We start from the raw sequence: 24,120 nt of genomic DNA, 5'->3' as shown, positions 1-24,120 counted from the left end.
CCACTAATACGCAAAGTGGCTTAGTGTATTCTGGATAAGCTAATGTTGTGATTATTTTTTCTTGTTTAACATCGATTTCAAATCAGCAAACGGGTTATACGTTGCCGCTTCAATGTCATCTTGTGCATCTTCCCCTGCCACTACATTGGTACCATACATGTCTGCTTCTGTGTATTTTGAATGCTCATGGTCATGGCAAAATAAACATAATAGTTCCCAATTGCTGCCATCTTCGGGGTTATTGGTATGATCATGGTCGATATGGTGAACGGTTAATTCGCGTAAATTTGAATACACAAACTCGCGAGTGCAACGTCCACACACCCACGGATAAATTTTGAGGGCTTTTTCACGATAGCCGCTTTCTAAGCGCGCATAGTTTTTAGGGATCAGAGCCATTGCCGACATTCCTATTTCAAAAAAGTAATTTAATAATAATTCACCTAATATACCTCACATTAGAACGAAATAAGAAATTCAAGGCAATAAAAAACCCAGATATTGATTCTGGGTTTCTCTTGGTTACCAATATTTGGATATATTACCTATTTAACAACTCTCTGCGAATAATCTCAGCCCCTGCACTTAAGGCATTAAGTTTGCCCGTCGCAACTTGGCGCGACAATGGTGCCATACCACAGTTTGTCGATGGGTACAGCTTATCTGCATCCACAAATTGTAGTGCTTTACGTAACGTATTAGCGACCTCTTCTGGCGTTTCGATGATATTGCTTGCCACATCAATCGCCCCAACCATCACTTTTTTGCCACGGATAAGCTCAATCAAATCCATTGGAACATGGGAATTATGACATTCCAGTGAAATAATATCGATATTCGACGTTTGCAGTTTCGGGAACGCTTCTTCATATTGGCGCCACTCAGAACCCAGCGTCTTCTTCCAGTCTGTATTGGCTTTAATGCCGTATCCATAACAGATATGCACTGCCGTTTCACATTTCAGGCCTTCAATCGCTCTTTCCAGAGCCGCCACACCCCAATCGTTCACTTCATCAAAAAACACATTAAACGCCGGCTCATCAAACTGAATGATATCAACACCGGCAGCTTCAAGTTCTTTTGCTTCTTGATTCAAAATCTTCGCAAATTCCCATGCCAATTTTTCACGGCTTTTATAATGGTTATCATACAGCGTATCAATCATTGTCATTGGGCCAGGTAATGCCCATTTAATCGGCTGTTTCGTTAACTTGCGTAAAAATTTAGCATCTTCAACAAAAACAGGTCGTTGGCGTTCAACGGCTCCAACGACGGTTGGTACGCTCGCATCATAACGGTCACGGATTTTAACCACTTCACGTTTTTCAAAATCAACACCACTGAGGTGTTCAATAAATGTAGTCACAAAATGTTGACGGGTTTGCTCGCCATCACTCACGATATCAATCCCAGCACGTAGCTGATCTTCGAGGGATAAACGCAGTGCATCTTGCTTTCCCTCAATTAATTCTTCATTTTGCAGCTTCCAAGGAGACCAAAGGGTCTCAGGCTGAGCCAGCCAAGAAGGCTTTGGTAAACTGCCAGCGGTAGATGTTGGTAATAATGTTTTCATAATAATTGACCTTAAATTTTTATAATTAATTAGAGTGCGTAGCTAGCAGACCATTGCTCTAGAATATGTTTATAGGGCTCAATAAAATGCTCTTCTGTATATTTCCCCTGCTCAATAGCCAATCGGCTACGTTCTTCGCGGTCATAAACAATTTTGGTTAACGAATAATCTTGATTCGTTAAGCTTGGTTGATAACATTGTCCTGCAACAGAATTTGCATTATAAATTTCTGGGCGATAAATTTTTTGGAATGTTTCCATCGTACTGATCGTGCTAATCAGTTCAAGATTGCTGTAATCACTCAGTAAATCACCTGTAAAATAGAAGGCCAATGGCGCAACACTATTTTGTGGCATAAAGTAACGGACCTGTAACCCCATCTTTTTAAAGTATTGATCCGTTAATGAAGCCCCATTTTGCTGATATTCGATACCTAACACAGGGTGTTGATTACCCGTACGATGATAAACATCTTTATTTGAGACACTTAAACAAATGACTGGCGCCTTATTAAAGTGTGCTTTGTATTCGTTCGAGTTAACAAAATATTTAAAGATATTCCCATGCAAATCGCCAAATTTTTCAGGAATACTAAAGTTTGCTTGGTCTTTATTATGGTCGAGCAATAAAACACTGAAATCATAGTCTCGGACATAAGAAGAAAAGTTATTTCCAACAATCCCCTCTGTGCGTTGTCCCGTTTTGTTATCAACAATGTTCGTTTTTAATATTTCAATCACAGGGAACGTATTGGCTTTATTTTCAACACTCATTTCCACAGAAATAATTTCCAACTCGATTGAATAACGGTCACTTTTCGGGTTATCCCAATAGGCTAATGTATTAAAACGGTTGTTCATCATGACAAGCGTGTTACGCAAATTTTCTTGGCGATTTTTCCCTCTGGCTAAGTTAGCAAAGTTCGTTGTGATACGTGTATTTTCAGAAGGATTATAATTTTCGTCAAAAAGACTACTTTTAATCGTAAATGTAAAATTTTTGTTCATCGTCTTGTCGCACCCTAAGTTCCAAGATGGAAACTAAATTGACTTCTTGATTTTTTAGAAGTTTTTGTTTCTCATTCATCAATCTTTATGTTGTAAATAAGTTAATTTGTTAGCGTTATCTAATTTATGCCAGAGCTGTTGAATGAGTGAAAGCGACTTAATTTCACTACAACATGAATGAAATTCATGATCATTGGTATGACTGATTTTGTGCGGTATTTAGATCTGTATCACATAATTTAGATTAAAAAGGTATAAGCCAAAAAGATGAGCTAAACATAATTATTGGTCAGGATTAGCGACAAAGAAGCCTAGGTTGATATTTCGGTATTCAGATTTTATGCACCAAAAAAGGCACTCGCCCCCGAGTGCCTTTTGACTACAACTCACTGAATATAAAGTAAATTACACCTATTCAGCGGTCCTGGTACTAGTGCGGATTAGGTAATCAAAGGCGCTAAGTGCGGCGATCTAAAATGCATTTATATAATTGATATAAAAGGATTTAATCAATAGTCAATGTCCACATATTGACCACACTTATAAAGCCTCTTTTGACGAGAGGCTTTTTATTTTGCTTATTTTTCAATGGGTGGAAGGAGTTTTTTAGCTTGCTCAATGAAGGTTTCAATAACCGCAAGAGGGATGTTCGGTTCAAAACAAGTGAGTGTGAATTGGTGAGTAACGTCAGAGTAAAAGACTTCAGCTAGTTGTAACACTGGATCAGTATTTGCCATAGTTAGTTCAAGATACATACCGTCTCTAACTATGTCGCTGCCTCTTGTTAATTCGTATTCAGTATCATCATTGAACATAATTATTTTTCCTTATAAAATAGAACATCGAGCATCGCTACTCGGCCTTGCCATGCACTTCGTTCTATTCCTGAGGATGGCCATTCAGAGTTCCACCAAGGAGTATCCATGATTCTTTCAATAATCAAATCCCAATATTCCTCATAATTTAAGTTACGCTTAGATAAACAGAACTCTTCTGCAAGCCCTTTTTTATTCTGTTCATTATAACAAATAAACTGATCAGGTCGTTTCATGGATAATAGCCGTGTGGCAATACCAACACCATCCCGCCCTTCAGGAAACGCTCGCTTAAACAACTCAACATATTCCAAGTAAGAATCTCTCGTTATCGTTCCACTTAACGATATTTCATCTAGTGCATTAGATATATTTATGTTATTTGAATTAATGGCATTATAATATTTTCCAGCCCCGATCATGGAACCAAACCAAGCCCAATTTTTTATTTCTTCACTTCTAAGCCCTGCTATACCACATCTGACATCTACATCCATATTTGAGAAATGTATATTTCCCTCAAAATAAGAATTAATTTTTTTTAGCAGATTTACTCGGTCTCTAAACCCATGATATGGATCATTTTGTATTTCTTTATATAGCTCATTCCAATCCATTGTTAATACTTTACTATGTAATATATTAGTATTTTTACTTTTATTATATGATTCTGCAATTTTTCTTAAGGATCGAGATCTAACATTCCAGATATTCCTATACCTCTTTGCCTCATTTATAGTGATACTTTGGGCATTTTTTTCATAATCACTTATTAGTTCAACAAAATATTCAAGCTCATAATTCGAATCTTCTTGCTGGATTAATACACACAACTCTGTGTTTATTTCCATGGCGCCATATGTAAAATTCGCGCTACCGATAACTACGCTCCAATCATCTTGATTATTCCAAAAAAGATATATTTTAGGGTGAAAAACCCCACTAGGCTGTAAGATAAATTTAACCTTTTTAGACATACAAAAATCATCTAAAACATCGGGATGCGTTTGGTAAAAGTGAGTTCCAATGACTCCTGTTTTTATCTTATTTTTATGGCTAAGAAGCAACTCATATAAATCCGTTTTTGACGTAGCCCATGCAACACCAAAAGAAATATACTTATAACATGAAATCATCCTTTTTAAATTGGATTTTAACTCCCTGTTTGTATTTAAAATTTTCAAAATTCAACATTCCTTATTATCTTAATCAAGTTATTAATATAATACTGTTTATCAAAACATCTCCATCCGTTCTCTCACCTATGTGATCTCGGTAACTCATCCATCGGGATTTCAAAACCTTCTAGTAGCTCTTGGGGGATTGTTTTTATGAGATAAATCTCCAACATGGATTGAACCCGATTGATTTTAGTATATCCTCGGCGAACTCATAACCACTTAATTTATGTTTTCTCAAAAATTTGACTTTCTGCCATGAGCGTTTAGAATCCTTTAACAGAGCAGTTGGTTTGGCCCCTCTGGTGATTACACTAAGCGCCCCCAACAATCTACTTAGATCCCCGAGACAGGCTTAGGTCCCTCTCGGGGTTTCGCTTTTATAGTGGCTGCAGTATCAGAAAAACAAATAAAATAATTCTGCGTAATGTTAATACACAAGTGTAATTTAACTTACGCAATACCATCCCATCAACAAAATACAGGCATTTGTTACTGTTAGCACAATTTCCGAACCGAGAGTTCCAGAGCAGATGTGGGTATGCGCTCCATTATTTTAAGGTAAGCAAACTGAGCTAATAAGTCGCTCAGTTTGCTTATATAGATAGCGATTAAGACTTGTACTTAGCGAGTTTTTTATCAATTTTATTTAACTCGACTTCAATCATTCGGTCACAAATATTTGGCAAGCTTTTTAATTTTTGTAGCAATGCTTTTTTCTCTTCTTCATTAAGAGTCCAACTCTCTGCTATACCTGTAACTAAGTAGTTGTTGCACCCTTCATTATTAATATCTTTAGCCCCTGTTTCATGATTCTGAGTGTACGTTTTAACTTCATAATTGTAATCTTTAATCTTGAATAACTCATTATCAATCAAGTAACTAATCACCTCTGCATTACCAACATAGAATGCATAAAAAATTAAATTTATACTTTTCTTTTTATAAAAATAGGAGTCAATATCATTGATGATTGTATCTTCTAAAATACCGCGATCACTCTTAACCTTCTCAATTATGAAAGGTAAATTATTTATCAATATATTCATTGCTAATTTGTAATCTTCATTACTAGGCGGTAATCTTGTTAAAAAATAATTTGCCGCATTAAATTCTCTATACTCTATTATTTTATGATAATCAATATCTCGAAGATTAACATAATTAGCAATAATTGGATTTAAATCAATTAACTTATCTAATCTACTAATATATATATCACTGTATTCCTTCTTACTTTCATTTGCAATTTTATATACTAATCCCCATATTAATTTTTGCTTTGATTCTTCATCAAGTAAAGTGAAATATTTTTCAGCAAAAAGAACCTCAAAATTATGGTTCATTATTGTATTCATTGATATTTTCTCGTCGAAAAAATACCGAAGGTAGTGTCTACCCTCTTCTATTTTATTAATATCAAATTTATTTTTATAAAATTGGCAGTCAAATAAAAACTCTAAGGAGTCAATGGGGGCTTCAGACCTAAATGATGCATACCATATATAATGATCAAGCTTAGAACTAGCTAAACTGCAATTCTCCCCTAACTCTTTTTCTAAATTATTTATATCTCCAACAGAAATTAAAGCATATATCTTACTTTCAAAGTCAACGTCTAACTTCTGAGGAAAATAGATTGCATTGTAAATAACTGTTGAAGTTAAAAATGCAATAGTAAGATGTTTTACCTTTTTAAATTGTAATATGTTAAGAAAAAAAGTTGGTATTGCAAAAATAAAAAAAGTACTGATCGTGAATATAAAACTGACATCCCCTGCTAACCCGACAGAGCTGGAAATTTTGGCATTAATGTAATAAGCGTAATTGAAAAGTGGTATTAAAATGATAGCAATAATTAACGCTTCATGCTGCCATTTATTTTTACTTTCAATTTTTTGTTTCCTGTTCGCCTCACCAATCATATTTTCTTTAGAGCAGTCTGTCACAGTTTGGTTTATTTTTTCCTCTTTATCATTATTTTTTGGTAATTCATTATCTAATTTCACATCATTAAATGCGTTCGAAATTGAAATAATGTATGATATAAGCAAAATAATTAAAATGACTATCCCGATCACCAGAACATAACCTAAACCATCAAACATAATAATTCCATTTACTATTAACGAATATCAGTGCATAGTCTTAATGCTAAATTTAACTTAAGTAAATAAGATAACTCTCACTCATTATCCCTACCTTTGATATCCGTTCGCTAAAAAATTACTTGTTAAAGTCACTTGAACTTTCTTAGTGCTATTTCATACTTCCTTTACTCAATAATTTCATTTTTATAAGTACCACCAAATCAGCGTTTAGATCGTCCACAAGTTGTCCACACTTGAACACTTTTAGGCACTTTTGAGCCTTTTTCGTACAGATAACATACAAAAAAAAGGCACTCGCCCCCGAGTGCCTTTTGACTACAACTCACTGAATATAAAGTAAATTACACCTATTCAGCGGTTCTGGTACTTGTGCGGATTAGGTAATCAAAGGCGCTCAGTGCGGCTTTGGCCCCTTCTCCGGCTGAAATGATAATTTGCTTGTAAGGCACTGTTGTACAGTCACCTGCGGCAAAGATGCCTTTTACGCTGGTTTCATTACGTGCATCAATTTCAATCTCGCCCATACGGTTTCTTGCGACTGTATCGCCTAACCAATTGGTATTTGGCAATAAACCGATTTGTACAAATGCACCTGCAACTTCTAAAGAATGCACACTTTCATCTGTACGGTCTTTGTATTCAAGACTAGTCATTTTGCTACCATCCCCTTTAACTTCAAGGGTTTGTGCATTCACAATAATATCGACATTTTTCAGGCTGCGTGCTTTTTGCTGTAACACAGAATCGGCTTTTAGTTCTGGCGCAAATTCAAGTACCGTTACATGGTCAACCACACCCGCTAAATCAATCGCGGCTTCAATACCTGAGTTTCCGCCACCAATAACCGCAACGCGTTTACCTTTAAATAATGGGCCGTCACAGTGTGGGCAGAATGTGACGCCTTTGGTGCGATACTCTTGCTCTCCCGGAACGCCCATGTTTCTCCAGCGCGCACCTGTCGAAATAATAATACTGCGGGATTTTAAAATACCACCAGAAACGGTTTCGATTTGGTGTAACCCCCCTGCTTCAGCGGCAGGAATTAATTTAGCAACTGATTGGCCATCAATAACATCAACATCATAGCTATCAACGTGGTTTTTCAACGCACCTGCAAAAATGGCACCTTCTGTTTTGATAACGGAAATATAGTTTTCAATATCAACTGTATCCATCACTTGGCCACCAAAGCGCTCACCGATAACACCGGTGCGAATACCTTTACGTGCGGTATAAATTGCCGCGGATGCTCCCGCTGGGCCACTACCAATGACTAATACTTCAAAAGGCTCGCGTTCTGTCAATGACTTAGCAGCACGGGCATCAGCATTAATATCAACTTTGCTAACAATTTCACTTAATGTCATGCGGCCTTGGCCAAATTCTTTGCCATTTAAGTAAACCGCAGGAACTCCCATCACATTGCGCTCATCAATTTCATGTTGGAAAAGCGCGCCATCAATTGCAGTATGGCTGATGTTAGGGTTTAAAACTGCCATTAAGTTTAAAGCCTGAACAACATCTGGGCAGTTATGGCATGATAATGAATAATACGTTTCGAACTGGAACTCGCCTTCTAGGCCTTTTACTTGTTCCAGTAACTCTTGCGCTTCTTTCGATGGATGACCACCAATTTGCAATAATGCCAGCACCAGAGAGGTAAATTCGTGTCCCAGTGGCGACCCTGCAAAACGCAAGCCGCTATCAACACCTGGGTTAGTAATTAAAAATGATGGCGTTCTTATCGCACTATTGCGCTCTTCACGTACACTCACTTTGTCAGACAACGAGGCAATTTGGTCGAGCAATTGCTTAATTTCGTTTGATTTTTGGCTGTCGTCTAAATTGGCAACTAATTCAACGGGTTTAGTTAAACGTTCTAAATAGGCTTTTAATTGGGCCTGTAAATTGTTGTCGAGCATGTAATCCCCTTTAATTTTAATCATAAAATCGGGTACATATACCCGTCATACTGCAAGTTACAGGCAAGGCATCATTGCACTAAACGCCTGTAACTCGAGTCATCTAATAATCAATCAAAAGATTAATTAGATTTTGCCGACTAAATCTAAAGATGGAGACAATGTTGCATCACCTTCTTTCCATTTAGCTGGGCAAACTTCACCTGGGTGGCTTGCAACGTATTGAGCAGCTTTCACTTTACGCAGTAAATCTGCTGCATCACGGCCGATACCTTCAGCAGTGATTTCAATCGCTTGGATAATACCTTGTGGGTCAACGACGAATGTACCACGGTCAGCTAAGCCTTCAGCTTCACGCATATTTTCAAAGTTACGTGTCAATGCGCCTGTTGGGTCACCGATCATTGCATATTTGATTTTACCGATAGTGTCTGAGCTTGCGTGCCATGCTTTATGGGTAAAATGTGTGTCGGTAGAAACAGAGAAAATTTCAACACCTAATTTTTGGAATTCTTCGTAATGGTCTGCAACGTCACCCAATTCTGTTGGGCAAACAAATGTAAAGTCAGCTGGATAAAAGAAGAAAACACTCCATTTACCTGCAACGTCTTTTTCAGAAACTTCGATGAATTTGCCGTCTTTAAATGCTTGGTTTGTAAATGGTTTGATTTGAGTATTAATTAATGACATATGATGTTCTCCTGTTTGGTTGCCTATTAAGTTACTGTTTTGCAGTGACTTAATCCAATCAGTACGCGCTATCGATTTGATAGGTACAATCTAATCATTTATTAATAATTGATAGGTGATGCATTAAAACGCTTACTGAGATATTCAGCAAGCGTTTTATTTTTAAGCGTGCAATTTAGGAAGGTATTAAGCCATTGTGGCAATGGTTTTGCGAAAACGAATTAAGGCGAGGGTAAAGAACACGCTTCCGATGACCAGTAAAATTGCAAACTGGGACCAAACAATCTGAAAACCTGCCCCACGATATAAAATAGCCTGTGCAAGGCTCACAAAGTGGGTCGTCGGCATCGTTAACATAATATCTTGCACTAATTGTGGCATACTTTCCCGCGCCGTCATCCCACCAGAAAGCATATTCAATGGCAATAAGACTAAAATCATTAATAACCCAAACTGTGGCATTGAACGGGCGATTGTCCCCATAAAAATACCTATGGATGTTGTCGCAAAAAGGCTTAATGCCACACCACACATAAAGAGCAAAATCGAGCCTTCGATTGGGACTTGCAACAGTGTTTTCACCACCAGCATCAATGAAACCCCTGAAGCAATCAGCACCACCAATCCCATTGACCATATTTTAGACATCATGATCTCAAAAGGCGTCAATGGCATCACCATAAGGTGCTCAACCGTGCCATGCTCTCGTTCACGGATCAACGCAGCTCCAGTTAAAACAATCGATAACATGGTGATATTATTGATAATTGCCATCACTGAACCAAACCACGATTGCGTTAAGTTAGGGTTAAAGCGCATCCGCACTTCCAAATCAACGGGTAGGCTCGCATTGCTGCGGTATTTTGCTAAGAACTCATTAACCTCACCAAGGGTAATATTTTGAATGTAGCTGTTCCCTAAAAACGCTTGGCTCATGCGAGTTGCATCAATATTCACTTGAATTTCAGGGCTCCTACCCGCCAAGACATCCCGTTGAAAATTAGGCGGAATATCTAAGGCAAAAGTATATGAACCCCGATTGAGCAAACCATCTATTTGGTCAGGTGTGATATCCGCAGGTGGCAAAAAGTAAGGAGCATAAAAGCTATTGATAATACGGTTGGATAACTGCGATTTATCTTGGTCTGCAATAGCAATCGGCGCATTGTGCAATGAGCCTGGCGTTACCGTTGCAGATGAATAAATCGAAACCGTAAAAGCGAAAACAATCAACGCCAGCATCGCTTTATCTCGCCCTAAACTTCGTAACTCTTTGACACCTAAATTAAAGATATTTTGAATTTTACGTATCATCATTAGGACTCCTGTTTTTTCAGGAACAACACGCTCAGCCCGATGACGAGAGGAACCGTAATCAACAACGGGATAAATGAGGCCTGTAAATCAAACAAATTAAGGCCTTTAGAGAAGGTCCCACGCGTAATAGTGAGGAAGTGTGAGGTCGGATAAACCATGCCCACCCAACGCCCCATTCCCTCTAATGATGACACTGGGTCAATCATTCCAGAAAACTGTGTTGCAGGGATTAATGTGATGATCGATGTACCAAAAATAGCGGCAATCTGGCTTTTCATAAAGCAAGAAATCAACAAGCCAATCCCTGTCGCAATACTAACGTACAAAAATGCAGCCAAGGTTAACGTTAAAAAGCTGCCCTTGAATTCCACGCCAAAAATATACACCGACAAAATACAAAGCAGTACGAAGTTAAACATCCCTAATAGAATATAGGGGAGCTGTTTACCCAGTAAAAACTCTAATTTGGTGATCGGGGTGACATAAAGGTTAATGATTGAACCGAGCTCTTTTTCACGTACCACACTTAGTGCACTTAACATGGCTGGGATCATCATTAATAACAATGGGATAACAGCAGGTACAATCGCGGGTAAGCTGCGTACATCAGGGTTATAACGGTACCGTGTTTCTATATCGATAGCAGGCATACCTGCTACACCTACAGGTTGGCGCGCAGCCATGGTACTTAACCATGCAAGGTGCATTGCTTGTACATAACCACGAACTGTCTCTGCGCGGTTTGGCATTGCGCCGTCTATCCAAACACCGATTTTCACATTATTACCACGGGCAATATCTCGAGCAAAATTCGGCGGTATTTCAATAGCAACCGTAATTTGCCCGCTGCGCATACCTTCTTCGAGTTCGTCATAATCTTGAAGAGGTGGTTGTTCAATAAAATAACGGGAGCCTGCAAGGTTTAACGTATAACCCTGGCTCAGACCTGTCTGGTCACGGTCTAACACGGAAAAACGTAAGTTTTCAACGTCCATACTGATCCCGTATCCCATAATAAACATTAGGATCACCGTACCCAGTAAAGCAAGCGTCGAACGAACAGGGTCTCGCCGTAACTCCATCCCTTCACGAATTGAATAACTGAATAAGCGACGTAAACTAAAACGTTTTTTTAATGCTTCCGTGGCTTGCTCTTTGAGTTCAGGATCAACATGGAACTCGGGCGCCGTTTCCGTTCCTTGCCCTGCATCACCGACTGCATCTTGTAAATAAGCAATGAACGTTTCTTCAAGTGTCGCTAAACCACGCTTTTTGGTGAGGTTGGCAGGGGTATCGCAATCTAGCACTTTACCTGCATGCATTAGCGATATCCGGTCACAACGCTCCGCTTCGTTCATAAAGTGTGTGGAGATAAAAATTGTGACACCGTCACGTCTCGATAAATCCACCATCAAATTCCAGAACATGTCTCTGGCAACAGGGTCAACCCCCGATGTTGGCTCATCCAGTATCAGCATTTCTGGTTCATGGATCACGGCAACCGCTAAGGATAAACGTTGGCGAATGCCTAATGGTAAGTCATCAGGCATGGTATCCCTGACTTCATCGAGCTCAAACCGTTGGCACATGTCATCAACACGACGCGCAATTTTGTCTTCTGGAATATGGAACAGTTTTGCGTGTAGCACCAGGTTTTGCTCCACACTTAATTCACTGTACAGTGAAAATGCTTGTGACATATATCCAACACGTTTACGCGTTTCGATATCCTTCGGGTCAATCTCCTGCCCAAATAACCAAGCTTGCCCTTCACTGGCCTGCAACAGCCCGGTCAGCATCTTCATGGTTGTTGATTTACCACATCCATTTGAGCCTAAGAAACCAAAAATCTCCCCTTTTGGAATTTTAAAATTCACGTGATCAACAGCAACGAAGTTACCAAAACGCATGGTTAAATCCTGCGCTTCAATCGCGATAACGTCATCTTTCGAGGTGTCTCTCGGCGGAATGATAACTTTCTTATGGCCACTGCGTTTTTCTTCTGGTAGTAACTCGATAAAGGCCGCTTCAAGGTCATCACATTGTGTTTGCGCTTTTAACTCCGAAGCATGGCCTGTGGCTAGCACTTTTCCATCATCCATCGCGACTAGCCAATCAAACCGTTCCGCTTCTTCCATGTAGGCGGTTGCCACCAGTACGCTCATGTTGGTTTGACGCAGACGAATACGGTCAATTAAGTCCCAAAATTGGGCGCGAGATAAAGGGTCAACCCCTGTAGTGGGCTCATCAAGAATTAATAAATCAGGATCATGGATTAATGCACAACATAGCCCGAGTTTTTGTTTCATCCCGCCAGATAGTTTACCCGCAGGCCGGTCTTTAAATGGTGCTAACCCCGTGCTTTCGAGCAAATCTTGAATGCGGTACTCCCTTTCTGCCTTTGATTGCCCAAATAAGCGACCAAAAAAGTCCACATTTTCATAAACGGATAACGTATGGTAGAGGTTTTTACCGAGTCCTTGAGGCATGTAGGCAATGCGGGGACATACCGCACGGCGGTGATCGACATCATTCATATCACCATCAAGTACAATCACATTTCCTTGCTGAATAGCCCGCGCACCTGCTATTAATGAAATTAAGCTGGATTTTCCCACGCCATCTGGTCCTATCAACCCGACCATCTTGCGAGCAGGGATAGCAAGCACAATGTCATCCAATGCACAATTATCACCATAATGCTGGCTGACATGCTGTATATCAATGATCACATCATCCATCAGTTTATTGGTCATTGTGGTAATCTCACCTCAAGTTCAGCTGGCCAAGATTCATTGGAGTCTAAACGCACATAAGCTTTACCTGGCAGACCTGTTTTCACATATTCAAGGTGTTGCTCGAGTAATTCAGGGGAGATACGCGCACGAACGCGGAACATCAGTTTTAAGCGTTCGTTTTGTGTTTCAACAGTTTTGGGGGTGAACTGGGCAACGCTGGCAACAAACGTGGTTTTTGCGGGAATAACAATGTTGGGTGCGGCATCAAGAATAATATGTACATCGCTTCCCAGCGCCACTTTCCCAGCATCTTCAGTTGGTAGGAAGAAAGTCATGTATACATCGCTTAAATCCACCATATTCAATACACGACCGCCCGCCCCAAGGACTTCACCTGGTTCTGCGACGCGGTATTGAATGCGCCCATTGCGAGGTGCTTTTAAAATGCTGTCATCTAAATCAGCCATGATGCGACGCTCTGTAGCAGTTGCGGCATCAACTCGGTTTTTAGCTTGCACAATACCTGCACTTGCCGAGTCAATCGCAGATGTTGCTGCTGCAACTTGTGCTTTTGAGGCTTCTAACGCAGCACGTGAGCCCTGCATTTGTGCAGTATCATCATCAACTTGTTGTTGAGAAACAGCTTTGGTTCTTACCAATGCCCTTGAGCGATTAAGGCGTTTTTGCGCGGCATCAAGCTCCGCTTCACGTTGGCGCACCACGGCTTGCGCTGCCACTTTTTCACTTTTACGTTGAGCAAGTGCAGACTCTGCGGTGGTCACAGCACTAATGGCTTGACGTAATTGAGCTTGTACTTCATGCAGTTGTTCTTGGAGTGCCCGGGTATCCATGCGGGCTAATTCTTGCCCTTCTTTAACAAAATCCCCTTCTCTTACATTAATGGTTTCAATCCGACCAGCAGTTTTCGTTGCAATATCAATCTCTGTCGCTTCTATGCGCCCATTACTTTGCGCAAATCCAGCGGGTAACCCACCGGAATTCACGCTCCAGTAATAGAAGCCGCCAGCAACAATAATGAATATTAAAACGATGTAAAAAGATATTTTCTGCTTATTTATTTTCATACCATCCCTTTTCCATTAAATGAGAAAACAATGAACAACAATTATTTTTATTAACCTGATGAAATTAATAAAGCCACATAACTGTTAATATGCGAAATAAATATGGCCAAATACAAAAAAAGGAAATTATATTTTAAAAGTAGGCTAAATCAGTGTAATTGCTGTTCAACCATTAGCTATCTATTTAATTTAACAAAAGTTTATCAAAATTTAGATTAAGTGGAGTTGCCTTGCATCACAAAAAAACAGAATAAATTAACAAAATTTCCCATAAGGCATTAATTGTACAACTTTAGATGAAAAAATATAAAAACAAAGCCAGTAAGTTTATTACTGACTTTTTTCATATAAGATTTATATTCGTTTAACTATTCGTTGTATTTGCAATTAGCGAGCAAACTCTGCGATGGTTTTTTCATCCATACGGTAACGAACCCACTCATCTTGTGGTTGCGCACCGATACTTTTATAAAAATCAATGGCGGGTTGGTTCCAGTCTAAAACACTCCATTCAAGACGTTGGCATTTTCTTTCTACGGCTAATACAGCGATATGTTTTAGCAGTTTTTTTCCTGCACCTGCACCGCGAAAATCGGGAGACACATATAAATCTTCTAAATAAATACCGTTATTCCCTAACCAAGTTGAATAGCTAGTAAAGAAAACCGCATACCCTGCGGGTTTATCATCCACATAACAAATAAGGGCTTCTGTTTTAGAATCTGCGCCAAAGAGTGAATTTTCGATATCAGTAACGCTGGCCTTAACTTCATGGCGGGCTTTTTCATACTCTGCTAATTCAATTATCATCTCTAAAATCAACTTAGCGTCTTTCACTGTTGCTGGCTTTATTTCTACGTTCATTTGCGACTCTCTTGTTATTTGAGCGGTAATATTATGCCTTGCACCTTGAACGCCCAACAGTTAGCAATTTAATTCATATGACTCCACATGATATAAGTGAGATTTATACCTGTTTTCTTACTTATAACGATAAGAATTATGAAAGAACGCATTTCTGGGTTTTGATCTCCCCACTCAGTTTGTTATGATGCGCGCATTGTTCAACCTAACGAAAAATAAGGAGGCTAATTTATGCTGTTGTGTGATCTTATCGAATACTCACACTTCTTTGGTAATCGCCAGAGCTCAGGCTTTCACAGTTTTATACTGCGATAACCCTGCCTGAGCGAAGCCGCAAAGAGATCTTCCCTCAGCTTACTGGGTTGTCGTTATGACTATCCAAGGCATTGTTATGCCTAAAATTTGAGTAAGCTATGAGCACATTATTATCTGTAAAATCATTAAATTACGACATTTCTACCAACACGCTATTAAAAGATGTTTCATTCACCTTGCAACAAGGCGACCGCATCGGTTTAATTGGCCACAATGGCAGTGGTAAAAGTACTTTATTAAAGTTACTTACCCACCAGATATCCCCCAACAGTGGTAGCATTACTTACGCCAATCACTGCGTCACGGCGTATATCGAACAACATTTACCTGAAGATGTTGCCCATCTGACACTGATTGATGCGCTTGTTCAAAAAATCCCAGAACAAGACAAAGTCGCTGAACGTTGGCGAGCAGAGGTATTACTGTCTGAATTAGGTTTTACTGCCCAACAATGGGAACAAAAAGCCAATGAAATTAGTGGCGGTCAACATACTCGCCTTTTGTTAGGTCGCGCGTTAATTGAACAGCCTGATTTATTATTGCTAGATGAACCGAGTAACCACTTAGACTTACCTACCCTGATTTGGTTAGGAAATTTCCTTCAGTCTTGGAAAGGGAGTTTTGTATTGGTTTCTCACGACCAGGCTTTGCTTGATAAGGTCACTAATTGTACATGGGTTTTACGTGATAAATCGTTACATTTCTATCGATTACCATGCAGTGAGGCACGCCTTGCCATGGCCGAAAAAGACATTACCGATGAGAGGCGTAATCAAGCGGAACAAAAAGAGATTGACCGGATAGCGTCTAGTGCTAAACGTTTGGCTATTTGGGGCCATGTGTATGATAACGAAGGGCTGTCACGCAAAGCGAAACAAATGGAGAAACACATTGATAGGCTTAAAGAGACTCAAACAGAGCTCACTGAAGGTTATCAATGGAAGTTGGCATTAAATGGTAAATCGATTCCTGCCGACCGTGTTTTAGAGCTCGAAGGCACTGAGGTTTCAACGCCAACGGGTGAAAATTTGTTTAAAACCGCGTTTCATCAGGTAAAAAGCGGCGACCGTATCGCCATTATGGGCGCAAATGGTTGTGGTAAATCAACATTATTGCGCCTGCTTTGGCAGCATTATCAACAAGATTTACGCTATACCAAGCACCTGAAGTTTCATCCAACAATTCGAGCTGGGTATTACGACCAGCAATTAGAACAATTGAATGATAACGACAGCCTATTGGATGCGCTACGCCCCTTTGCCGCTATTACAGATGAACAACGCAAAATGGCACTTATTGGTGCTGGATTTGCCTATTCACGCCATCAACAAACCGTGGAAACACTCAGTGGTGGTGAGCGCGCAAGGCTGCTTTTTATTGGTTTAAGTTTAGCCCAGTATGAACTTATCTTATTGGATGAGCCGACTAACCACCTTGATCTTGAAGGAAAAGAAGCACTGAGTGAAGAAATTAGCCAATTTTCAGGAGCATTACTTGTCGTCAGCCACGACAGATGGTTGATTGAAAATAGTTGCCAACGTTTTTGGTTTATTGATGAACATCAGTTAGTAGAATATCTGAACATTGATGATATTTATCATAAAATTGAACAGCAGGCCCAATTATTATCTAGTAGTCCGACTGAAGATGTTGAACACTGTAATACGGTAAATGTTCAGACAAAGGTTATTTCACATGAGGACGAGTTGTTAGAGAACTTATTGGTTTTAGAGGAAAAATTGCATGCTGATAAGCAACGTAAATTAAGCCACCAAAAACCACAACTTCAGCAACAATGGATTGATGAAATAGCGCAGATACAAGCCCAATTAGGGTTATAAATTTAGCCCCTGATTACGCTTGTAGTCAGGGGTTTTTTAATCAAGTAGAGGATATAAAGAAAAAGTTAGATATAAATTAAATTCAAAACCTAGTATTAGTTCTCAAATATAGTTGTAAGTAATGGTGATTCAAAAATTGCATTTGGTGAAATAACGACCTCATCAAGAGGAATATTTTTACCGTATCTTTCTGTAAGTTTTGATTTCACTATTTCAGAGCTTAAATCAAAATCTTTCATTTTTTGTAACTTTCCTATTTTAATATTCAAGCCATTGAAATAAATCTTCCAAACAAGTTCTGAACAATATATTTTTTCATCCGACCAAGAAAAATATAGGTCATAAGGCTTGGCGCGATATTTCATTGCCTCTTTATATAAAATAGCCTCTTGCTTGTCAGTTAATCCATTCATTCTCTTAACAACATACTTCCCCGACTTTCCTTGCTTTATCCACTTTTCTAACGGAGTAAATTTAACAACATTAGAAGCTTCGTAAACATACGGTTGATTATTGTTAAATAATACTATCCCCATGTGGCTATATGGCGATTTTGTGGCTTTTTGAATAGCAAGACTCTGAGGTGATTTTGAAGTTTGAAATATAATATCTCCTTGCTTGGGGCTGTACCCATAAGACGAGGATATAAATAAAAGAATTAAGCACCCTAAAAATTTAATCATGCTGTTCATTAAAGCTCCAAAGTTTTGTATTCATTTTCTGAGAGTAAACCGTTAAAACCTACCGCAGTTGATGAATAACCAACTTTGCTTTTCCCTTCTGTCGCCCATCCCCCCCGTCGCTCCAATACAATACAACCAGAGTGATTAGAGGCTTTGGTTGAGATGCAACGTAACGGATTTAAGCAAAGATGGGATAATAAATACGAATCGTCAATGGAAAAAACTCGTTTAGCAATACTAAAGCCCTCGGCCAGCAATAACACCTTATTTAACTGCATTTACTGATAATGTAGATATATCTAATAGTGCAGAATATGAAAAAATAGGGTCAACAGGCATAAAGATAACAAACGTTAACCAACCAATATTCACCATGTCATATGCAAAATTAATATACATAGAATCTCCTTGTGTTTAACAACAGCATATCACTGCATTAAAGAAACTAAATCAATAAGAAACCGCTTATATCACTATTAATAGTGAGGAATACGCATATTTAAGAAATAGGAAATGGCAAATGATAATAACGGCAGGATTCGCTGTGATGAGCAATTGCCTTTAGTTAATAAGCGAGCCCTTATCACAACGATATACAGACATGTTGTTGAAGCAAACCGATTAAAGGGAAATAGATTTAATAGATATGAGCAGGAGATAACAGCAACCCACTGGCAGGAATTACCAGAACCGACAAAGCAGTAACACTCCGCACCAACACCAGAACTAATACAACATGTACATCCCCATTATATACCCTTCTATCATCTGAAATATATAAAAGGGGTGCTTTGGAAACATTAAATCGGGTATCGATGATATCGCCATACCTAAAGAAAAAAATAACATAACGTCCTCATAATTTTTATTTTTAATCATGCAGTTATAAAAAACAAAATATACCACATAAACAATCACTATCAATCGATAAGTGAGGGTCTCGCACATATAGAAGTAAGCATGAATATTGATAAATACAAACTTTGTTTAGCTCAATCACAATCTGGAATTACTCGTTACCTCAAGGATGAGGACAGATGGAGCGAAGGAAACGAAACATTAAAAACAACAAATATTCACCCTGCTTTACGAGTCTGAAATGAAAAATGCGCAAATCTACGACTTAATCTTTCAGTGGAAAATGAAATATTCAATAGAGCGTACAAATATCATTCAGCATGAAATTAATAACCGTGAAGCAAAAGTATTCACGTAATGACGCAACATGAGAATTACCCAGATAAGCAACACTTTCCCCTTATCGTGACATTCAAGAATTACCAATGGGGCGTAGGAAAGTTGGTGACTAAATACAAAACTATTGACACTGAGACTTGTGATTTTGATGGCGGAATAGTTGAAATAGCAAGCATCGTTTTAAACGATACAGAAATTGATTATAACTCGCAGCAATCCCACTTTGTAAACCCACAGAAACCAATCTCAATAAGCGTAATGGCTATTCACCACATCACCAATGAGATGCTGGAGCTATTCCCGTTTATTGAAGATGTAATTGATGCTTACAAAGGCGCTGATTATCTGGTTGCACATAACGTCGATTTCGATAAACGAATGATGCCAGAAATGGACGAACCTTTTATCTGCACATAAAACTAGCTCGCCGCTTATAGCCTAAACAGTAACCAATTAGAGAAAGCTAACCATTCATTCAAGCCACTGTTGAATAAAGATTTTGTAAGCCATCCATCTTGCTATTTAATTTTTTGTTTTTTTGCGCGTTTAAAATATGATGTAGGCACATTTGGGCAGATAACTTCTTTAAATTTATCTTCTTTTTTTGTACTTTTTTCAGCTTCCATCGGTGGAGACGTATTTTCCTGTGTCGTTTTACGATTATCTGTCATATATAAGTGCTCTTTTGCTTGAATTATGTCATTAGTTTTAGCCATTTGATTTTCCTTCTTTCACTAATACCGCGTTGACTTCCTCTATTCTTTCAACTGCTAGGTTAATGATTTCAACGACTTTTGCTGATTCTTCTTTACTTAATTGCTGTAATACAATTTTATGTCTTAAGAGTGATTTAAATTTATCCACTGCACATTCAATTTCATTGGCAAATTGGTTTCCCGCTTTAAGCTCTTGTGCATAATTTAACTTTAGTTGAACTTCTGCTAAAAGTTCAGCTTTTAATAATAAAAAGCACCGCCCTTCTGGTGTGATGACAAAACACTTACGCCCTTTATCATTCTCTTTACCTACACCTGCAGTAATAAAACCTAACTCTTCTAATAACGTCAATGTGGGATAAATAACCCCTGGGCTTGGACAATAAAACCCTGCTGTTTCTTCTGAAATTTTTTTGATCAGCTCATAGCCATAATTTATTCCCCCAACCAGTAAGTGTAGAATATATATTCTAAGCTGCTTAGGGTTAAACATTCGACTCACACTTTTGCCATTACATAAGCAAGGATCAAGCTGTTGTTCGTTTGCCATTCAAATTCTCAGTAATTGTTTTGATGCCAAAACCGATATATCGGATATAATAGTCATTTCTACGAAAAATGCTAGCTTTAGATATATCTGTTTTTGCGCATAACGTGCTAATGATAATCATTCTTAGTTGGATTATACGCATTGATATACTGTAAAACAGTCATTATTGTGCTGTAAATTATCTGAATCGCTTATTTTGTGCATAAAAAAACCAGCCCGCAGACTGGTTTATCTTTAAAATAGCTGGTTAACCGATATCGGGTAAAACTTTAAATACAATACCCAGTTGAACACCAATTACGACAATTCCACATAAAAACACGACGAGTAAACCAATGGGCCCACCTAATACTTGGTATCGGCGCTGATTTAATGTTCGTGATTTAAATGCCATTGCGCTTGGTAATAATAAAGCAAGAATGGATAAGGCGATTGCCGCATAACCCAGCGCCATCACAAATCCTTTCGGATAAAACAGTGCAAATACTAAAGGAGGCCCAAACGTCAACAAACCTGTTTGTATGCGCCCTGCTGCGTTATCTTGCCTCTTAAATAAATCGGCTAAGAAATCAAATAACCCTAACGCTACCCCTAAAAAGGATGTTGCCAATGCCAAGCTCATAAACATTTGTGCAACTAACTCTGTGCGCCCTGATTGTGCCACATCTTTAATTGCATCCAATAATCCATTAAGCCCTGCATTTTCTGCTAAGATGCCCACAAACGTTGTTGTTCCAATGCTCCCTAATGTTGCTATCTGCCATAAAATATAAGCGATGAGCGGGATGGCACTACCAATGATGAAAATAACTCGCAGCTTTTTGACGTCCCCCCCCATGTATTTCACAATGCTTGGGACGCTGCCATGAAAACCAAATGAGGTAAAAAAGACAGGGATTGCAGATAAAATAAGAACCTTCTCTGTTGGCGCTGCCAACAAATTTTGCTGCTCTACATGTGGCATCATTAGCGCCAAAATAATGACCAAGAAAATAATTTTTGCAGTAAACAGTATGCGGTTAATAAAATCGACGGATGAAGTTCCGAAGCAAACGACCCCACCACCAATTACCGTAAACAGGACAATCCCCATCCAATCTGCCATTTCAACTGAAAAACTGCTTTTTAGATTTGACGTAATGATTTCGCCCGCACCACTCACATAAGCCGCAGTTAAAGCGTACATCAGGAACATCATGCTAAAACCAGTGATAAATTTACCACCCGAGCCTAAATAACGTTGAGCTACGCTGCCGATCCCTGTTTCGTAAGATTCATGCTGGTAAACCTCCACCAATAGAAGCGCGGTATAACACATCAAAGCCCATAGGGCTAACAACATGGCTAAACTAACTAAAAAACCATTACCCGCAGCTGCGATTGGCATTGCCAACATCCCAGCACCTATTGTCGTGCCTGCAACGATAAAAACACTACCCAATGTGCGATTTTTCATATTGAGATCCTAACAAATTAATTAGAGGCTAATTTATAATTGGAATTTTTTATTTTATTTTCTTCATCAACGAGTTGCTGTAACTTTTCTTCAAAAATTGTGGTTAATGCATCCCAGTAATTTTCGAAATACTCCTTATCACGTAAGCAATGGGTCATTACAGCGGATCGTAAAACATACACAGACTTGACCTTATGCCATTCACTGTCAGAAAAATTAGCATCACGGCATAGATTCAATGGGTTATCACCATACTCTTCATAGGTGAGTGATGTAGATGAGGTTAAAAAATCGTTTGAATAACTACGGCCGGTTGCATAAGAACACAGTTCATAAAGCCGTTTGTTTAATTGATTTTGCTTTTCTAAAGATGGGTTCTCTAATTCACGGAACATAAAGTTAATCATATGGAAATCCGGGTCTGGCATCGCAAAAATTGTAAACTTGCGCCCATCAATATCAAATGGTTCGCATTGTTTGATTTTTTCTATCATCCAGTTAGTGGTAGTGATACCCGCAGCAAGGACTTTGCCATACCCTAAAAGATTCAAAGGAACTAACCGATGCGCAGCCCAAACCGCCGCTGCGGTTGCGCCTGCTTTCGAACCTTCCATGATTGATGAACCTAAAACAACATTTTGCTGTTTGTCTGATTTACGGTGTTTTTCTTGAACTTCTTCAAAAACATAGGCTGCATGATAAGAAATTAAATCAACAATGCGCTTATCCTTCATGCAAATGGCTCCCGCTGCATAAGGGATAAAACCAGCTTTATGAGGATCAACTGTAATCGAGTCCGCTTGGTTTAGTGCTTTAAAGCTTTCATAAACATCGGCTTTTGGCCAAGTAACATCATTGGGGAAAATACCTTCCTGATGATAACGATGAATAAGTGCGTCATATTCCATAAATTGGTTGTCTTCATCTCGAAACATCGCACAAGCATAACCTGCATATGCGGCATCGACATGCACATAAAAAGACACACCAAATTGTTCTTCACATTCACGACGTAAATCAATAACAGCTTTTACATTATCTATAGCGCCTGTTTCTGTCGTACCAACAACCGCAACGACGGCAAGAATAGGTTCTCCTTGCTCGATTAATGAAAATACTGTTTCACGCATTTTCTGCACATCAGTGCGATAGCTTGCATCAACGGATAGCTGCACAATGTTTTGCTGACCAAGCCCCAAGATATCCATCGCTTTCATCCATGAATAATGCTTAGATTGGGGGACTAATAATTTACCCAATGTTTGTGGTGACGCACCTACACCTCGGGTTGTTAACTCTCTAACTTCTTCAAAAGTATTTGATTTTTTTAGCTCATCAATAAGATCTAAAACAGCGGTCACCGGTAAATTAAGCAGCTCTTTTTCTGATTTCCCCATTAATAAATGCTCAGATTCTTCATGTTGAGCAATAGCTAATGGCAAGCTTTTCAGGTTTCGAGCCACCCATAACCCTTCATAGTTTGCAACTGTCCCTCCTGAAGTAATGTGCCCCCATGCATTGTTCACGTCATAACCAAACATTGCACACAGATCTAACCCTGCTTCAAGTTCTAAGGCAGTTGTCGTCGGCGAAGCTTCTTGTGTGCAATTGTTTGGGTTATACATCATCGCCATTACATAGGCGAGATTTGACACCATCAGTGTATCGGCATTCATATGCCCCATATAACGAGGAGAAAACCAAGGCACGGATGTACTTTTTAGCTTTGAGGAGAGTTGATTGAGGATCCCTTCAGTTCGATACAGTGTGTCTCTATACTCAGGAGCATAACGATCTACAGCTGTAATGTGCTCAGGGTCTTCCGGATGGTAACTTGAACGCCAATGCATGTGTTCCATCACTGAATATTCCATCATCTCTTTGAAAAATACTGCATTTTCAGATTTTGGACCTAAAAATAGTGCATCTACATTCATTTTTGAATTGTTAAAATTACGCATTTCACACACCTTCAATTCACAACTAATTAACATTAATTGTCTTAAGTCTATTCACTTAATATCATTGGAGAGTGCATAACGGACTGTGTTTATATAAAAGA

At 38.9% G+C, this 24,120-nt stretch carries 22 protein-coding genes; 4 read left to right on the top strand and 18 right to left on the bottom strand.

Features of this window, described 5'->3' with window-relative positions:
* Positions 1-51 precede the first annotated feature (51 nt).
* The 12 genes from yajD to AC4IFO_RS05815 all read right to left on the bottom strand — a co-directional run bounded on the left by yajD (position 52) and on the right by AC4IFO_RS05815 (position 15,300).
* Positions 52-399: an HNH nuclease YajD gene (gene yajD, locus AC4IFO_RS05870; protein ID WP_219248137.1), complete on the bottom strand. Its 348-nt coding sequence runs from the start codon at positions 397-399 to the stop codon at positions 52-54.
* A 142-nt stretch (positions 400-541) separates the two neighbouring features.
* The gene (locus AC4IFO_RS05865) at positions 542-1,573 is read right to left on the bottom strand and encodes a methionine synthase (protein WP_490732602.1); all 1,032 of its coding nucleotides are present in this window, start codon (positions 1,571-1,573) and stop codon (positions 542-544) included.
* Positions 1,574-1,602: 29 nt separating this feature from the next.
* Positions 1,603-2,580 carry a DUF1852 domain-containing protein gene (locus AC4IFO_RS05860; RefSeq protein ID WP_490732600.1) on the bottom strand — a complete coding sequence of 326 codons (978 nt, stop codon included), beginning with the start codon at positions 2,578-2,580 and terminating at the stop codon, positions 1,603-1,605.
* Positions 2,581-3,158: 578 nt separating this feature from the next.
* Positions 3,159-3,395, bottom strand: coding sequence for a hypothetical protein (locus AC4IFO_RS05855; RefSeq protein ID WP_490732598.1), 237 nt, complete (start codon positions 3,393-3,395; stop codon positions 3,159-3,161).
* A gap of 2 nt (positions 3,396-3,397) precedes the next feature.
* Positions 3,398-4,579 (bottom strand): phospholipase D-like domain-containing protein, encoded by a 1,182-nt coding sequence (locus tag AC4IFO_RS05850; RefSeq protein ID WP_490732596.1) that lies wholly within the window; start codon positions 4,577-4,579, stop codon positions 3,398-3,400.
* 605 nt (positions 4,580-5,184) lie between these two features.
* Positions 5,185-6,681: a hypothetical protein gene (locus AC4IFO_RS05845; protein WP_490732593.1), complete on the bottom strand. Its 1,497-nt coding sequence runs from the start codon at positions 6,679-6,681 to the stop codon at positions 5,185-5,187.
* Between the two features lie 350 nt (positions 6,682-7,031).
* Complete coding sequence (gene ahpF, locus AC4IFO_RS05840; RefSeq protein WP_490732591.1) at positions 7,032-8,606, bottom strand: alkyl hydroperoxide reductase subunit F; 1,575 nt, start codon at positions 8,604-8,606, stop codon at positions 7,032-7,034.
* Between the two features lie 126 nt (positions 8,607-8,732).
* A complete protein-coding gene (gene ahpC, locus AC4IFO_RS05835; protein WP_206084249.1) occupies positions 8,733-9,296 on the bottom strand; it encodes an alkyl hydroperoxide reductase subunit C in 564 nt (187 codons plus the stop codon).
* Between the two features lie 186 nt (positions 9,297-9,482).
* The gene (locus tag AC4IFO_RS05830; protein WP_219249430.1) at positions 9,483-10,607 is read right to left on the bottom strand and encodes an ABC transporter permease; all 1,125 of its coding nucleotides are present in this window, start codon (positions 10,605-10,607) and stop codon (positions 9,483-9,485) included.
* Between the two features lie 5 nt (positions 10,608-10,612).
* Positions 10,613-13,369 (bottom strand): ribosome-associated ATPase/putative transporter RbbA, encoded by a 2,757-nt coding sequence (gene rbbA / locus AC4IFO_RS05825; protein WP_490732589.1) that lies wholly within the window; start codon positions 13,367-13,369, stop codon positions 10,613-10,615.
* Entirely contained in the window at positions 13,366-14,436 is a 1,071-nt protein-coding gene (locus AC4IFO_RS05820) for an HlyD family secretion protein (RefSeq protein ID WP_490732587.1), read from the bottom strand. The genes rbbA and AC4IFO_RS05820 overlap by 4 nt, the downstream gene beginning before the upstream one ends.
* Positions 14,437-14,823: 387 nt before the next feature.
* The gene (locus AC4IFO_RS05815; RefSeq protein WP_490732585.1) at positions 14,824-15,300 is read right to left on the bottom strand and encodes a GNAT family N-acetyltransferase; all 477 of its coding nucleotides are present in this window, start codon (positions 15,298-15,300) and stop codon (positions 14,824-14,826) included.
* A 413-nt stretch (positions 15,301-15,713) separates the two neighbouring features.
* Between AC4IFO_RS05815 and AC4IFO_RS05810 the strand changes: the two genes are divergently transcribed.
* The gene (locus tag AC4IFO_RS05810) at positions 15,714-17,456 is read left to right on the top strand and encodes an ABC-F family ATP-binding cassette domain-containing protein (RefSeq protein ID WP_490732583.1); all 1,743 of its coding nucleotides are present in this window, start codon (positions 15,714-15,716) and stop codon (positions 17,454-17,456) included.
* Between the two features lie 95 nt (positions 17,457-17,551).
* On the opposite strand, the gene AC4IFO_RS05805 is transcribed toward AC4IFO_RS05810, so the two are convergent.
* A complete protein-coding gene (locus AC4IFO_RS05805) occupies positions 17,552-18,139 on the bottom strand; it encodes a YiiX family permuted papain-like enzyme (RefSeq protein WP_490732841.1) in 588 nt (195 codons plus the stop codon).
* 8 nt (positions 18,140-18,147) lie between these two features.
* Positions 18,148-18,417: an antiterminator Q family protein gene (locus tag AC4IFO_RS05800; RefSeq protein WP_490732581.1), complete on the bottom strand. Its 270-nt coding sequence runs from the start codon at positions 18,415-18,417 to the stop codon at positions 18,148-18,150.
* 235 nt (positions 18,418-18,652) lie between these two features.
* On the opposite strand from AC4IFO_RS05800, the gene AC4IFO_RS05795 reads away from it, so the two are divergent.
* From AC4IFO_RS05795 to AC4IFO_RS05785, 3 genes are all read left to right on the top strand, one after another.
* Entirely contained in the window at positions 18,653-18,844 is a 192-nt protein-coding gene (locus tag AC4IFO_RS05795) for a DUF551 domain-containing protein (protein ID WP_490732579.1), read from the top strand.
* 255 nt (positions 18,845-19,099) lie between these two features.
* Complete coding sequence (gene kil, locus AC4IFO_RS05790) at positions 19,100-19,237, top strand: host cell division inhibitory peptide Kil (RefSeq protein WP_490732577.1); 138 nt, start codon at positions 19,100-19,102, stop codon at positions 19,235-19,237.
* A 117-nt stretch (positions 19,238-19,354) separates the two neighbouring features.
* Positions 19,355-19,753, top strand: a complete 399-nt coding sequence (locus AC4IFO_RS05785) for an exonuclease domain-containing protein (RefSeq protein WP_490732575.1) — start codon at positions 19,355-19,357, stop codon at positions 19,751-19,753.
* Between the two features lie 101 nt (positions 19,754-19,854).
* Here the strand turns inward: AC4IFO_RS05785 and AC4IFO_RS05780 are convergent, their stop codons facing one another.
* From AC4IFO_RS05780 to AC4IFO_RS05765, 4 genes are all read right to left on the bottom strand, one after another.
* Positions 19,855-20,052, bottom strand: a complete 198-nt coding sequence (locus AC4IFO_RS05780; protein WP_490732573.1) for a DEAD/DEAH box helicase — start codon at positions 20,050-20,052, stop codon at positions 19,855-19,857.
* On the bottom strand, positions 20,045-20,602 hold the full coding sequence (locus tag AC4IFO_RS05775) for a PadR family transcriptional regulator (protein WP_490732571.1): 558 nt from the start codon (positions 20,600-20,602) through the stop codon (positions 20,045-20,047). Before AC4IFO_RS05775 ends, AC4IFO_RS05780 begins: the two co-directional genes overlap by 8 nt.
* Before the next feature lie 247 nt (positions 20,603-20,849).
* Positions 20,850-21,998, bottom strand: coding sequence for a tyrosine transporter TyrP (tyrP, locus tag AC4IFO_RS05770; protein ID WP_490732569.1), 1,149 nt, complete (start codon positions 21,996-21,998; stop codon positions 20,850-20,852).
* A gap of 77 nt (positions 21,999-22,075) precedes the next feature.
* Positions 22,076-24,019: a pyridoxal phosphate-dependent decarboxylase family protein gene (locus AC4IFO_RS05765; protein WP_490732567.1), complete on the bottom strand. Its 1,944-nt coding sequence runs from the start codon at positions 24,017-24,019 to the stop codon at positions 22,076-22,078.
* Positions 24,020-24,120 lie beyond the last annotated feature (101 nt).

This window comes from Providencia sp. UF-224, from assembly GCF_058245955.1.
This window is presented reverse-complemented; position numbering and strand designations above follow the sequence as displayed.

Bases quoted from the DNA above. Each gene is read 5' to 3' on its own strand.
- AC4IFO_RS05810 (WP_490732583.1), top strand. From the start codon at position 15,714: ATGAGCACATTATTATCTGTAAAATCATTAAATTACGACATTTCTACC.
- AC4IFO_RS05795 (WP_490732579.1), top strand. From the start codon at position 18,653: ATGGCAAATGATAATAACGGCAGGATTCGCTGTGATGAGCAATTGCCT.
- AC4IFO_RS05785 (WP_490732575.1), top strand. From the start codon at position 19,355: ATGACGCAACATGAGAATTACCCAGATAAGCAACACTTTCCCCTTATC.
- AC4IFO_RS05860 (WP_490732600.1), bottom strand. From the start codon at position 2,580: ATGAACAAAAATTTTACATTTACGATTAAAAGTAGTCTTTTTGACGAA.
- yajD (WP_219248137.1), bottom strand. From the start codon at position 399: ATGGCTCTGATCCCTAAAAACTATGCGCGCTTAGAAAGCGGCTATCGT.
- AC4IFO_RS05865 (WP_490732602.1), bottom strand. From the start codon at position 1,573: ATGAAAACATTATTACCAACATCTACCGCTGGCAGTTTACCAAAGCCT.
- ahpC (WP_206084249.1), bottom strand. From the start codon at position 9,296: ATGTCATTAATTAATACTCAAATCAAACCATTTACAAACCAAGCATTT.
- AC4IFO_RS05845 (WP_490732593.1), bottom strand. From the start codon at position 6,681: ATGTTTGATGGTTTAGGTTATGTTCTGGTGATCGGGATAGTCATTTTA.
- ahpF (WP_490732591.1), bottom strand. From the start codon at position 8,606: ATGCTCGACAACAATTTACAGGCCCAATTAAAAGCCTATTTAGAACGT.
- AC4IFO_RS05780 (WP_490732573.1), bottom strand. From the start codon at position 20,052: ATGGCTAAAACTAATGACATAATTCAAGCAAAAGAGCACTTATATATG.
- AC4IFO_RS05855 (WP_490732598.1), bottom strand. From the start codon at position 3,395: ATGTTCAATGATGATACTGAATACGAATTAACAAGAGGCAGCGACATA.
- rbbA (WP_490732589.1), bottom strand. From the start codon at position 13,369: ATGACCAATAAACTGATGGATGATGTGATCATTGATATACAGCATGTC.
- tyrP (WP_490732569.1), bottom strand. From the start codon at position 21,998: ATGTTGGCAATGCCAATCGCAGCTGCGGGTAATGGTTTTTTAGTTAGT.
- AC4IFO_RS05800 (WP_490732581.1), bottom strand. From the start codon at position 18,417: ATGCAGTTAAATAAGGTGTTATTGCTGGCCGAGGGCTTTAGTATTGCT.
- kil (WP_490732577.1), top strand. From the start codon at position 19,100: ATGAATATTGATAAATACAAACTTTGTTTAGCTCAATCACAATCTGGA.
- AC4IFO_RS05820 (WP_490732587.1), bottom strand. From the start codon at position 14,436: ATGAAAATAAATAAGCAGAAAATATCTTTTTACATCGTTTTAATATTC.
- AC4IFO_RS05775 (WP_490732571.1), bottom strand. From the start codon at position 20,602: ATGGCAAACGAACAACAGCTTGATCCTTGCTTATGTAATGGCAAAAGT.
- AC4IFO_RS05805 (WP_490732841.1), bottom strand. From the start codon at position 18,139: ATGATTAAATTTTTAGGGTGCTTAATTCTTTTATTTATATCCTCGTCT.
- AC4IFO_RS05765 (WP_490732567.1), bottom strand. From the start codon at position 24,019: ATGCGTAATTTTAACAATTCAAAAATGAATGTAGATGCACTATTTTTA.
- AC4IFO_RS05815 (WP_490732585.1), bottom strand. From the start codon at position 15,300: ATGAACGTAGAAATAAAGCCAGCAACAGTGAAAGACGCTAAGTTGATT.